12 protein-coding genes and 2 pseudogenes are annotated in these 12,339 nt (G+C 71.2%); 7 read left to right on the top strand and 7 right to left on the bottom strand.

Features of this window, described 5'->3' with window-relative positions; all coding sequences use genetic code 11:
- Positions 1-256: pseudogene (locus tag QZ433_RS13145) on the bottom strand (ABC transporter); the annotation flags it as partial.
- A gap of 163 nt (positions 257-419) precedes the next feature.
- Here QZ433_RS13145 and QZ433_RS13140 point away from each other — a divergent pair.
- The 3 genes from QZ433_RS13140 (at position 420) to QZ433_RS13130 (ending at position 3,129) form a co-directional block, all read left to right on the top strand.
- Complete coding sequence (locus QZ433_RS13140; RefSeq protein WP_295784303.1) at positions 420-1,868, top strand: MFS transporter; 1,449 nt, start codon at positions 420-422, stop codon at positions 1,866-1,868.
- Positions 1,869-1,938: 70 nt separating this feature from the next.
- Entirely contained in the window at positions 1,939-2,541 is a 603-nt protein-coding gene (locus QZ433_RS13135) for a TetR/AcrR family transcriptional regulator (protein ID WP_295784301.1), read from the top strand.
- A gap of 33 nt (positions 2,542-2,574) precedes the next feature.
- Positions 2,575-3,129, top strand: a complete 555-nt coding sequence (locus QZ433_RS13130) for a hypothetical protein (RefSeq protein WP_295784300.1) — start codon at positions 2,575-2,577, stop codon at positions 3,127-3,129.
- A 21-nt stretch (positions 3,130-3,150) separates the two neighbouring features.
- Here the strand turns inward: QZ433_RS13130 and QZ433_RS13125 are convergent, their stop codons facing one another.
- The 5 genes from QZ433_RS13125 to QZ433_RS13105 form a co-directional block, all read right to left on the bottom strand.
- Positions 3,151-3,333: a hypothetical protein gene (locus QZ433_RS13125; protein ID WP_295784298.1), complete on the bottom strand. Its 183-nt coding sequence runs from the start codon at positions 3,331-3,333 to the stop codon at positions 3,151-3,153.
- Between the two features lie 24 nt (positions 3,334-3,357).
- Entirely contained in the window at positions 3,358-4,671 is a 1,314-nt protein-coding gene (locus tag QZ433_RS13120) for a dihydrolipoamide acetyltransferase family protein (protein ID WP_295784296.1), read from the bottom strand.
- A 114-nt stretch (positions 4,672-4,785) separates the two neighbouring features.
- Positions 4,786-5,763: an alpha-ketoacid dehydrogenase subunit beta gene (locus QZ433_RS13115; RefSeq protein ID WP_295784295.1), complete on the bottom strand. Its 978-nt coding sequence runs from the start codon at positions 5,761-5,763 to the stop codon at positions 4,786-4,788.
- A complete protein-coding gene (locus QZ433_RS13110; RefSeq protein WP_295784291.1) occupies positions 5,760-6,890 on the bottom strand; it encodes a thiamine pyrophosphate-dependent enzyme in 1,131 nt (376 codons plus the stop codon). The genes QZ433_RS13115 and QZ433_RS13110 overlap by 4 nt, the downstream gene beginning before the upstream one ends.
- Before the next feature lie 93 nt (positions 6,891-6,983).
- Positions 6,984-8,060: a histidinol-phosphate transaminase gene (locus tag QZ433_RS13105; RefSeq protein ID WP_295784290.1), complete on the bottom strand. Its 1,077-nt coding sequence runs from the start codon at positions 8,058-8,060 to the stop codon at positions 6,984-6,986.
- 131 nt (positions 8,061-8,191) lie between these two features.
- Between QZ433_RS13105 and QZ433_RS13100 the strand changes: the two genes are divergently transcribed.
- The 4 genes from QZ433_RS13100 to QZ433_RS13085 all read left to right on the top strand — a co-directional run bounded on the left by QZ433_RS13100 (position 8,192) and on the right by QZ433_RS13085 (position 11,768).
- Positions 8,192-8,596, top strand: a complete 405-nt coding sequence (locus tag QZ433_RS13100) for a phage holin family protein (RefSeq protein ID WP_295784288.1) — start codon at positions 8,192-8,194, stop codon at positions 8,594-8,596.
- A gap of 34 nt (positions 8,597-8,630) precedes the next feature.
- Complete coding sequence (locus QZ433_RS13095; protein WP_116538012.1) at positions 8,631-9,137, top strand: low molecular weight protein-tyrosine-phosphatase; 507 nt, start codon at positions 8,631-8,633, stop codon at positions 9,135-9,137.
- Positions 9,138-9,163: 26 nt separating this feature from the next.
- Positions 9,164-10,543 carry an adenylosuccinate lyase gene (purB, locus tag QZ433_RS13090; protein WP_295784285.1) on the top strand — a complete coding sequence of 460 codons (1,380 nt, stop codon included), beginning with the start codon at positions 9,164-9,166 and terminating at the stop codon, positions 10,541-10,543.
- A 184-nt stretch (positions 10,544-10,727) separates the two neighbouring features.
- Positions 10,728-11,768 (top strand): zinc-dependent alcohol dehydrogenase family protein, encoded by a 1,041-nt coding sequence (locus tag QZ433_RS13085; RefSeq protein ID WP_295784282.1) that lies wholly within the window; start codon positions 10,728-10,730, stop codon positions 11,766-11,768.
- A gap of 358 nt (positions 11,769-12,126) precedes the next feature.
- On the opposite strand, the pseudogene QZ433_RS13080 reads toward QZ433_RS13085, so the two are convergent.
- Positions 12,127-12,339, bottom strand: a pseudogene (locus tag QZ433_RS13080) (amino acid transporter); the annotation flags it as partial.

Below are 12,339 nucleotides of genomic sequence, written 5' to 3'. Positions count from 1 at the left end.
GCTCGCCGTCCTGCACGCCCTGGTTGAGCTGCACGCCGTCGTTGATGGTGCGCACCTCGAGGTCGATGCCCTCGTCGGCGAGCTTCTGCTTCAGCACCGTCCAGTGCGCCTCGTTGCCGTCGTCGGCACCCAGGACGATGCGCGAGGAGTCGTCGGATGAGCCCGCTCCCCCGGCGCATCCGGTGAGCGCGAAGACGAGGGCTGCGGTGGAGGCGCCGAGGATCGTGGCCAGGCGAGCGGTGCGGTGCGAAGTCATGAGTCCACGTCAGCATGCGCGCGCGAGGCCTCCAAACCCGAGCGTTACGGCCGGTAACGGGCTGTCACGCGGGGTCACGGATGAGGCGGATGCCGTGCCGTCGGCGATGATCGCGCTGTCCACCGCCCCGGGGGCTCACCGCGCGGGCGTAGCCTGGACAGCGATGTCACGGGATGAGAACGCGCGTAAGAGATTGTCCCGGAACAGCCCTCAGGGGCTGGTCGTCGCGGTGCTCGCCCTGGCCGGGCTGTGCTCGTCGTTCATGTTCACCCTCGTGGTGCCGATCCAGTCGCAGCTCCCCCAGCTGCTGAACGCGTCGCGCGACGACACCGCGTGGGTGGTGACCTCGACGCTGCTGGCGGCGGCGGTGATCACCCCGATCGCGGGGCGTCTCGGCGACATGTACGGCAAGCGTCGCATCGTGCTCGTGCTGCTGGTCGTGATGATCCTCGGCTCGGTCGTCGCCGCACTGTCGGCGGGCATCGTCGGCATGATCGTCGGCCGAACCCTCCAGGGCGCGATCGTCGGCGTCGTCCCGCTGGGCATCTCGATCATGCGCGACGTCCTCCACGAGAACCGGGTCGACAGCGCCATCGCCCTGATGAGCGCGACCCTCGGCGTCGGCGGAGCCCTCGGCCTCCCGGTCAGCGCGCTGGTCGCCGAGAACACCGACTGGCACTGGCTGTTCTGGATCGCCGGCGCCCTCGGCGCGGTCGTGTTCGCGCTGATCCTCTGGATCGTGCCGGTGAGCGTGCTGCGCACCGCCGGCCGCTTCGACTACGTCGGCGCGGCGGGCCTCGCGGCCGGACTGATCGGCATCCTGCTCGCGGTGTCCCGGGGCAACACGTGGGGCTGGACGTCACCGCTCACCCTGTCGCTCGCCATCGGCGGGGTCGCCGTGCTGCTGCTGTGGGGCTGGTTCGAGCTGCGCGTCGACAACCCGCTGCTCGATCTGCGGGTCGCGGCGCGTCGCCCCGTGCTGCTGACCAACCTGGCATCCATCGCCATGGGTTTCGCGTTGTTCACGTCGAACGTCGCGTATCCGCAGATGCTCGAGCTGCCGGTGGCGACGGGCGTCGGGCTGGGACTGTCGCTGCTGGCCGCGAGCCTCGTCGTCATGCCGTCGGGGCTGGTGATGATGGTGCTCTCGCCCATCTCGGGCACGCTCGCGCGCACGATCGGTCCGCGCATCCTGCTCATCGCGGGCGCGATCTCGCTCATCGTCGCCTACGGGTTCAGCCTGGTGTTCTCGAGCGAGGTCTGGCACTTCATCGTGGCGAACATCCTCATCGGCTTCGGCATCGGGTTCGGCTATGCGGCCATGCCGATGCTGATCATGCGCGCCGTCCCACCCAGCGAGACCGGCGCGTCGAACGGCCTCAACGCCCTCGCCCGTTCACTCGGCACGAGCACCGCGGCGGCGATCGTCGGTGTCGTGCTCGCGACCCTGTCGACCGGCGACGGCGAGACGCGCGTGCCGACGTCGCAGGCGTTCCAGGTGTCGTTCCTGCTGGGCATCGGCGCGGCGGTGGTGGCGCTGGTGCTGGCGGTGTTGATCCCGACGCGGCCGACGCCGGTCGATGAGCGCCCGTCCCTGCCGGATCCTCGGTGAGCGACGGGAGGCCGCGCGAGGGCTCCCGCGAAAACCTTCAGCAGTGTAGGTTTTGGGTTATGCTCTCGAGATGACCGCCCCCCTCACCGCACCCCGCGGTCCGTACGCGAAGACCGCAGCCCAACGCCAACGCATCCTCGATGTCGCGGCCGAAGAATTCACCCGTCACGGGTTCGACGGCTCGTCGATGAGCGCGATCGCCGACGGCGTGGGTGTGAGCCGAGCGGGCGTGCTCCACCACTTCCCGACCAGAGAAGCAGTCCTGCGCGCCGTCCTCGAGCAGGCGGATGCCATCATCGATTCCTTCATGCGGGGCCGCGAGGGAGTCGCCGCCATCCACGGGATCCTCGCCATCCTGCGCGACGACAGCGTGATGCCCCGCGTGATCCGGTTGCACGCGGCCCTGTCCGCCGAGGCGATCCGCGCCGACCACCCCGCGAACAGCCACTTCGCCCGCCGGTTCCTCGCCCTGGCAACCGAGCTGGAACGCGCGTTCGAGCAGCTCGAGGTCGAGGGGCGCGCCCTCACCGACACCCCGCCTCGCGTGGTCGCCCGCGAAACCCTCGCACTGGCCGAGGGCCTGCACGCCCAGTGGCTCCGCAACCCCGAGGACATCGACGTCCACGACGCCGTGCGGCGCCACGTGCAGCGCCACTTCGACGTCGCTCTCTGACGACTCATCACCTCGAGACGAAGGGCGGACGCGATGAGGGTCGAATGGACCAGGCTCGGCGAGACCGTGTGGATGGCCCGCTGCGGTGAGAGGGTCGCGGGCTACGTCGGTCTGGACGCCTACGGGTACGTCGCGTTCGATTCCGACATGCGGCCGCTCACGGCATCCGACGACGAGACGACAGCTCGCGCCGCGATTCGTTGTCTGCCGGTCTTCGCGCGTGATTCCTCCCCGGCGCCCGGGCCCGAGGGGGACGTTGCTGACGAGAGGGATGCCGATCCCCTGTCTCGCACGCAGGCCCGCGTCCGAGGCGTGGTGGAGTCCTACGTCCGGGAGCACTGGCCCCACGGGGTCGGCACGGCGGTCGACCTCGTCGATCCCGACCTGTCACCCGGTCCCGTCGCGGTGCGCCTGAACCTCGCCGACGGAGGCGTCGTGGTGATCGATCGCGAGCCGAGAGGCGGGTGGTGTGCGGTCTTCGAACCCCCCGCCGAGGAGATCCGCGCGGACGCGGACGCTCTGATCGCCCTCTCGAGCACGTTGGACGGCATCGCCGAGCTGTGCCGACGACTCGACCGGCTCGCCTGAGCCGTCGCGTTCCGCGCCCTCTCAGCGGTCGGTCGTGCGCGACGACCGCCGTCGCCGACGCCACCACGCGGTCAGCCTCGCGGTGTGGCGGTCGGTGAACTCGTTCGACAGCGCGAGGGCCTCGGCCGAGATGTCGGCGCCTTCGTCGATGGCGCGGAGCGCGCGCAGAGCCCGTTCCTCCGGGCTCTCGGCATCGCGATCCATGGGGTTCACGCTACGCGCCCCGGCTCAGTCCAGCAGCAGCGCCGGCTCCTCGAGCACGGATGCCACGTCCGCGATGAACCGCGAGATCCCGTCTCCGTCGACCACGCGGTGATCGAACGAGCCCGACACCGTGGTCACCCAGCGGGGGCGCACCTCGCCGTCGACGACCCACGGCTTCTGGCGGATCGCGCCGAGGGCGATGATGCCGGCTTCGCCGGGGTTGATGATCGGGGTCCCGGCATCCACGCCGAAGACGCCGATGTTGGTGATCGTGAAGGTGCCGCCGGTCTGGTCGGCGGGGCTGGTCTTGCCCTCGCGCGCGGTGAGGGTGAGGTGTTCGAGGGCCTTAGCGAGCTCGCGCGTCTTCATCGCCTGCGCGTCCTTGATGTTGGGCACCAGCAGACCGCGCGGGGTCGCCGCGGCGATGCCGAGGTTGACGTAGTGGCGCACCGAGATCTGCGCGCCGTCCTCGGTGTCGACCCACGCGGCATTGATCATCGGCGTGCGGCGCAGGGCCCAGATGACCGCGCGCGCCATGATGAGCAGCGGCGAGATCTTGACGTCGGCGAAGTCGGGCGAGGCCTTGAGGCGCTTGACGAGCTCCATGGTGCGCGAGGCGTCGACGTCGACCCACACCGACACGTGCGGGGCCGAGTAGGCGCTCGAGGTCATCGCGTTGGCGGTCGCCTTACGGACGCCGCGGACGGGAATGGACTCCTCGCGGGAGTCATCGACAGGGGCGGGGGCGGCGGGAGCGGCGACCGTGATGGTCTCCTCGCGCACCTCACCCCACGCGGGCGTCTCGATGTTGCGGAAGACGCTGGCCTGCTCGGCGTGCTTGACCACGTCGTCGCGGGTGACCTCGCCGGCGGGGCCGCTCGGGGTGACGGCGGACAGCTCCACGCCAAGGTCGCGCGCGAGCTTGCGGATCGGCGGCTTGGCGACCACCCCGACCGAGGCCTTCACGGGCCGCTCCGCGGGCTTGCGCCGCCGCGACGACACCGCACCGCCCGTGCCGTACCCGACCAGCACGGCACCGCCGGGGTCGCTGGGCTCGGGCACGCTCACCGGTTCCGCGGGGGCCGGGGTCCCGGCATCCGCCGATCCGATCGTGATGATGGGCGCGCCGACCTCGACGGTGGCCCCCTCGGATGCCAGCAGCTCGCCGACCGTGCCCGCGTACGGCGAGGGCAGCTCGACGAGCGACTTGGCGGTCTCGATCTCGACGATCACGTCGTTGACGGCCACGGTGTCGCCCGGGGCGACGCGCCACTGGACGATCTCGGCCTCGGTGAGGCCTTCTCCGACGTCGGGGAGGACGAAGGTCTGCTCGGTCACGATGGTGTCCTTTGCTCGCGAAACAGCATCTCACTGACGAGTCGGTGACGAAATGTCACCGCCTCGTCAGCCGCGTGCAGTCTCGCGGTTCATGGCGGGGAGAGGAAGAGCGGGTCAGTACGCGAGGGACCGGTCGACGGCCTCGAGGATGCGGTCGGCGTCGGGCAGGTACGTGCCCTCGAGCTTCGCGGGCGGGAAGGGCACGTCGAACCCCGACACCCGCAGGACGGGCGCCTCGAGGGCGAAGAACGCCTTCTCCATCACGGTCGCGGCGATCTCGGAGCCGAGCGAGGTGAAGCCCGGTGCCTCCTGCGCGTAGACCATGCGGCCGGTGCGGCGCACCGAGTCCAGCAGCGGACCGTAGTCGACCGGCGACAGCGAGCGCAGGTCGATGACCTCGCAGCTCGTCCCCTCGCTCTCGGCCAGGGCCGCCGCCTGCAGCAGCGTCGTGACCATCGCGCCGTGTCCGACGAGGGTCACGTCGGTGCCGCGGCGGACGATGCGGCTCGCGTGCAGCGGGAGGGCGGGAGCTTCGAGGTCGACCTCGCCCTTCTGCCAGTACTTGGCCTTGGGCTCGAGGAAGACGACCGGGTCGGGCGAGTCGATGGCCTGCTGGATCATCCAGTACGCGTCGTTCGCGTTCGAGGGGCTGACCACGCGCAGACCCGCGGTGTGCGTGAAGTACGCCTCGGGGCTCTCTTGATGGTGCTCGACCGCGCCGATGTGGCCGCCGTAGGGGATGCGGATGACGACGGGCATCTGCACCGCGCCCTCGTGGCGATTCGTGATCTTCGCCAGCTGGGAGGTGATCTGGTCGAAGGCGGGGAAGACGAAGCCGTCGAACTGGATCTCGAGCACGGGCCGGAACCCGCCCATCGCGAGACCGATCGCGGTGCCGACGATGCCCGACTCCGCCAGGGGCGAGTCGATGACGCGGCGCGGCCCGAAGTCCTTCTGCAACCCCTCGGTGACGCGGAACACGCCGCCGAGCGGACCGATGTCCTCGCCCATGAGCAGGACGCGGTCGTTCGTCTCGAGCGCACGGCGCAGGCCCGCGTTCAGCGCGCGGCTGATCGGGAAGTTCTCGGTCACTGCGCGCCCCCTTCCATCGACGCCTCGTAGTCGTCGAGCCAGCGCTGCTCCTCGGCGATCAGGGCGTGGGCCTCGGAGTAGACGCTGTCGAACATGTGGGCGCGGGGGATCGAGCCGAGCTCGTTCGTGCGCACGCGCACGTCGTCCGCCAGCGCCCGGCCCTCGGCATCCGCGTCGTCGAAGAACTGCTGCGAGGCGCCGCGTCCCTCGAGGTACGCGCGCATGCGGGCGATCGGGTCGCGACCGGCCCACGCCTTCTCTTCGTCCGACGTGCGGTACTTCGTGGGGTCGTCGCTGGTGGTGTGCGCCCCCATGCGGTACGTCATCGCCTCGATCGCGCGGGGTCCACCACCGGCTCGGGCCTCGTCGAGCGCCGCTTTGGACACGGCGAAGCTGGCGAGCACGTCGTTGCCGTCGACCTGGAGGCTCGGGATGCCGTACCCCTCGCCGCGCTTGTACAGCGGCGAGCGCGACTGCGTGGCGACGGGCACCGAGATGGCCCACTGGTTGTTCTGCAGGAAGAAGACCTCGGGCGTCTGAAAGCTCGCGGCGAAGACCATCGCCTCGTGCACATCGCCCTGGCTCGAGGCGCCGTCGCCGTAGTAGACGATGACGGCCTCGTCGCGCTCGGGATCGCCCGTGCCGCACTTGCCGTCGAACACCAGGCCCATGCCCAGACCCGTGGCATGCAGCGTCTGCGCGCCGAGCACGAGCGTGTAGATGTGCGTGTTGCCGTTCTTCGGGTCGGTCGGGTCCCACCCGCCGTGGGTGAGTCCGCGCATCAGGCGGATGATGTCGAGCGGGTCGACGCCGCGGATGCGCGTGACCACGTGCTCGCGGTACGAGGGGAAGATGTGGTCCTGCGCGCGGGCCGCCCGGGCGGAGCCGACCTGCGCGGCCTCCTGCCCGAAGGACGGCGGCCACAGGGCCAGCTGCCCCTGGCGCTGCAGATTGGTGGCCTGCACGTCGAACGCGCGGATCGCGACCATGTCGCGGTAGAAGGTCTCGAGCTCGGCGTCGGTGAGGGCGTCGATGAGCGGCAGGTAGCGCTCGGCAGCAGGCGTGGGGGCCAGCGTGCCGTCGGCTGCCAGAACGCGCACGAGAGCGGGGTCGTCGAGCGGGGTCATGAACCCACGCTAACGCGCGGCCCATGCGCGAGACCGCATGAGGTGCACAATGGATGCCGCGATCCGGCGTGCGGGATCGACAAAAGCCGGTGGTCAGCGAGGGGCGGTGGTCGCCGCGACCTCGACGACGCGGTCCAGCGACTCCTCCTCGCCGATGGACACGCGGATGCCGTCCCCCGGGAACGGACGCACGATGAGACCCGCCTCTTCGAACGCCGCCGCGACCTCGGCCGTGCGCTCGCCCGCGGCGAACCACACGAAGTTGCCCTGGGCGTCGGGGATGTCCCACCCGGTCTCGCGCAGACGTTCGACCAGGCGATCGCGCCGCTCGGCGATGACCGCGACCCGGTGCAGCAGCTCGCTCTCGGCATCCAGGCTCGCCAGTGCCGCCGCCTCGCCCGCGGCCGTGACCGACAGCGGGATGGCCGTGCTGCGGGCGGGGTCGAGGACGCCCGTGTGCCCGATCGCGTACCCGACGCGCAGACCCGCCAGGCCGTACGCCTTCGAGAAGGTGCGCAGCACCACCACGTTGGGCCGGGCCAGCACCGCGCGCACGCGACCGCCCTCGACCGAGGCGGGGTCGGTGACGAACTCGGCGTAGGCCTCGTCGAGGACGATCAGCACGTCGCGCGGCACCCGGTCGACGAACGAGACGAACTCGTCGTAGCCGACCGTGGGCCCGGTCGGGTTGTTCGGGCTGCACACGATCACCAGACGCGTGCGGTCGGTCACCGCGTCCGCCATCGCCGGCAGGTCGTGGCGGAAGTCGGCGGTGAGGGGCACCTGCACGCTGGTCGCCCCGGCGACCGCGACGAGGGAGGGGTACGCCTCGAACGAGCGCCACGCGTAGACGACCTCGTCGCCGGGGCCCGAGGTGGCCAGCAGCAACTGCGCGAGGATCGAGACGCTGCCGGCGGCGACGTGCACCTCATCGGGCGAGACGCCGTAGCGCGCGGCGAGACGCTCGCGCAGGCGCGCGGCCGTGGCATCCGGGTATCTGTTGAAAGCACCTGCCGCGTTCACCGCGTCGAGGACGCCCGGCAGCGGCTCGAAGGGGTTCTCGTTGCTCGACAGCTTGAAGGCGTCGGGGCTGGCCTGCTTGCCCTGGCGGTAGGCCGGCAGCGCGGCGATCTCGGGACGGATACGGGGCAGGACCGGCTCTTCACTCACCCCGCGAGCCTAATCCGGGGCGGGGCGCGCGCGTCAGTCCCTCTTCGGCGGGCTTCCTCCCCAGCCCTGCGGAGCAACGGGGTTCTACGCAACCCCGCTGCTCCGACGCGGACGGATGCCACGATGAGCCCATGCGCTTCGTCGTCCGCGTCGCCGTCAACGCCTTCGCCATCTGGATCGTCACCCTGCTGCCCGCCCTGCAGGTCCGCCTCATCCCCTTCGCACCCGGCGAGGGGCTGCAGGTGCTGCTTACCCTGCTGCTGGTGGGCCTGATCTTCGCCCTGGTCAATTCCATCGTCGGGACGGTCGTGAAGATCGTCGCCATCCCGCTGTACCTCCTCACGCTCGGGTTGATCTCGCTCGTGATCAACGGCTTCCTGCTGTGGCTGACGGCCGCGATCACCGGCACCTGGGACTGGGGGCTGCGCACGGGCGAGTTCTGGCTGACCGTCGTGGCGGCCCTGCTCATCGGCATCATCAACGCCGTGCTCGGCGGCATCCTCTGGCCTCGACGCGAAGAGCGCGCACGCGGCTGATGCGCACGCGACGCTTTCTCGCCATGATGGAGGGATGACCGCGAGTGCCGACGCGCCCTTCCGCGTCGTGTTCGTCTGCAGCGGCAACATCTGCCGGTCGCCGATGGCCGATGTGGTGTTCCGCCGTATCGCGCAGACCTCGGGGCTGGGCAGTCGCGTCGCCTCGAGTTCGGCCGGCACCGGGGACTGGCACGTCGGAGAGCGCGCCGACCACCGCACCCTCGCCGCCCTCGACCGCCTCGGCTACGACGGCGCCGCGCATCGCGCCCGGCAGTTCCAGTACGTCGACTTCGAGCGCAACGACCTGGTCGTCGCGCTGGACCGCAGCCACGAGCGGGTGCTGCGCGGCTGGGCCCGCGACGACGACGACGCCGACAAGATCGCGCTGCTGCAGTCCTTCCTTCCGGATGCCGAGACCCTCGATGTCCCCGACCCGTACTACGCGGGCCCCCCGATGTTCGACGAGGTGCTCGGTATGATCGAACGGGCCAGCCTCGCCCTGTTCCGGCAGCTCGAGCCCGCCATCCGCTCCGCGGGCTGACCGCTCGCGCGACCCCCGGGAGACCCGTGTCCGCTCTGCCTCCGCAGCCCCTCAGCCCTCTCGACGGACGCTACTTCGGCGCCGTGTCCGCACTCGGCGACTACCTGTCGGAGGCGGGCCTGAACCGCGCCCGCGTCGAGGTCGAGGTCGAGTGGCTGCTCGCCCTCACCGACCGCTCGCTGTTCGGCACGTCGCCGGTCTCGGACGCCGATCGTGCTGCGCTGCGCGCACTGTACGAGGACTTCGGCGCCGACGAGATCGCCTGGCTGGCCGAGAAAGAGGCGGTCACCCGCCACGACGTGAAGGCCGTCGAGTACCTCGTGCGCGACCGCCTCGACACCCTGGGGCTCACGGCCCTCGCCGAGCTGACGCACTTCGCATGCACCAGCGAGGACATCAACTCGACCGCCTACGCCCTCACCGTGCAGCGCGCGGTCGAGCGCGTGTGGCTGCCGAAGCTCCGCGCGGTCACGGCCGCCCTCGCCGAGCTCGCCGTGCAGCACCGCGACGCCGCGATGCTCTCGCGCACGCACGGTCAGCCCGCCACGCCCACCACGATGGGCAAAGAGATCGGCGTCTTCGCGTGGCGTCTCGAGCGCGTCATCCGTCAGCTGGATGCCGGGGAGTACCTCGCGAAGTTCTCGGGCGCCACCGGCACCTGGTCGGCGCACGTCGCCGCCGAGCCCGACGTCGACTGGCCCGCGCTCACGCGCGCGTTCATCGAGTCGCTGGGCCTGGGGTTCAACGAGGTGACCACGCAGATCGAGTCGCACGACTGGCAGGTCGAGCTGTACGACCGCGCGCGGCACGCGGGCGGCATCCTGCACAACCTCGCCACCGACATCTGGACGTACATCTCGCTCGGGTACTTCACCCAGATCCCCGTCGCGGGAGCCACCGGGTCGTCGACCATGCCGCACAAGATCAACCCGATCCGGTTCGAGAACGCCGAGGCCAACCTCGAGATCGCCGGCGGACTGTTCACCACCTTGGCGTCCACCCTGGTCACCAGCCGCCTGCAGCGCGACCTGACCGACTCCACGACGCAGCGCAACATCGGCGTCGCGTTCGGCCACTCGCTGCTCGCTCTCGACAACCTGCAGCGCGGCCTGACCGAGATCTCGCTCGCCCAGGACGTGCTGCTCGCCGACCTCGATGCGAACTGGGAGGTGCTCGCCGAGGCTATCCAGACGGTCGTGCGCGCCGAGATCGCCGCGGGCCGCTCGCAGATCACCGACCCGTACGCCCTGCTGAAGGACCTCACGCGCGGACGCCGCGTCGGCGGGCCCGAGCTGGCCGAGTTCGTGCGCGGTCTCGACATCGGCGACGACGCCAAGCAGCGACTGCTCGCCCTGACGCCGGCCGCGTACGCGGGCCTGGCTTCGCGGGTGGTCGACGCGCTGTAGTCGGCTCGGCGCGCGGCCGGGCGGCGCCGCCGGGGCGGCGGGGCCGCTGCCGGAGCGCCCGGGGGATCGAGTGCCCGACGGGCGACTTCGCGGCGACGCCCGGGTCTTCCGGACATTCGACAGGGAGAAGCGCACGCGCGCAGTCAGGCGGGAACGCGACCGTGCGGGCGGGAGAATGGATGCCATGCGCGCGATGATCATGGACGCCCTGGCCGAACCCCTTGAGGTACGCGAGGTCGCCGAGCCCGCCGCCCCCGCCGGGGGCGTCGTGGTCGAGGTGCACGCCACGGGTCTGTGCAAGAGCGACTGGCACGCCTGGGTGGGACACGACGACGTCACCCTGCCGCACGTCCCGGGTCACGAGCTGGCCGGTGTCATCGTCGAGGTCGGCGACGGCGTGGAGCGCTGGAGCGTCGGAGACCGCGTCACCGTGCCCTTCGTGATGGGCTGCGGAGCCTGCGAGTGGTGCCGCAGCGGGAACGCGCAGGTGTGCCCCGACCAGCAGCAGCCGGGCTTCACGCAGTGGGGCAGCTTCGCCGAGCGGGTGGTGCTGCGCGCGGCCGACACGAACGTCGTGCGCATCCCCGACGACGTCTCGTTCGAGGCGGCGGCGGCCCTCGGATGCCGCTTCGCCACCGCGTACCGCGCCCTGACCGGCCGCGCGCGCGTGCAGGCCGGCGAGTGGATCACGGTCGTCGGCGCCGGAGGCGTCGGCCTGAGCGCCGTGATGATCGGGGTCGCCATCGGAGCACGGGTGATCGTGGTCGACCGCACGCCCGCCGCCCTCGAGGCGGCCCGCCGCCTGGGCGCGGAGCACACGCTGCGGGCCGGCGACACGGACGTCCCGGCCGCGGTGCACGAGATCACCGGCGGCGGCAGCCATGTCTCGGTGGATGCCGTGGGCAGCGCCCAGACCGCGCGCGACGCCGTGCTGAGCCTGCGTCGCCGCGGCCGTCACGTGCAGATCGGCCTGCTGCCGACGGACGACGGCATGACGTCGATGCCGATGGCACGGGTGATCGCGTGGGAGCTCGACCTGCTCGGCAGCCACGGCATGGCCGCGGTCGACTACCCCGAGATGCTGTCGCTCATCGAGAGCGGGGCGCTGCGCCCGCAGGAGCTGATCGAGAAGGTCGTCGGGCTGGGCGAGGCGGCGTCGATGCTGGCGACGATGGACACGGCGTCACCGGCCGGGATGACGATGATCGACCCGCGGCGGGCCTGACGGGTCGAATCGCGGGGCGGGCGGCATCCCCACGTCCCACTTTCGGCGGCCCCAGACCGCCCCGCGGGGTGAGCGGCGGGGCGGGCAGCACCCCCATGTCCCACTCTTGGCGGCCCCAGACCGCCCGGCGGGGCGAGCGGCGGCGCGGGCAGCACCCCCATGTCCCACTTTTGGCGGCCTCAGACCGCCCGGAGCCACGAAAAGTGGGACAAACATCGCCAAAATTGGGACGAGGGATGGCTGGACGCGAACACCAACACCAACACCAACGCCAACGCTGAACGCAGCCGCTCCAACGCGAGGGCGTCGTTCCCGCAGCGATCAACCACCCGGGGCCGCGCCGGCCTCGCGGACGGGGTCAGGAGCGCGGGGCGCTACCCGTGTCGTCGGACCGCGGCGGAACCGCGCTCTCCGACGGAGCCGAAGCGTCGGCACCCGCGCCGGGGGTCGTGGCATCCGGTGCTTCCTTGGGCAGGAGCAGCGGGCGGTCGACCGTCTTGGTGACCTTGGCCGGATCGACGGCCAGCAGCATGAGCGAGACGCTCACGAGCACGACGATGAACGTCGCACC

The organism is uncultured Microbacterium sp. (assembly GCF_913776565.1).
GTDB lineage: Bacteria > Actinomycetota > Actinomycetes > Actinomycetales > Microbacteriaceae > Microbacterium.
The sequence above is the reverse complement of the archived record's forward strand: the minus strand, read 5'-3'. Positions and strand labels throughout refer to the sequence as shown.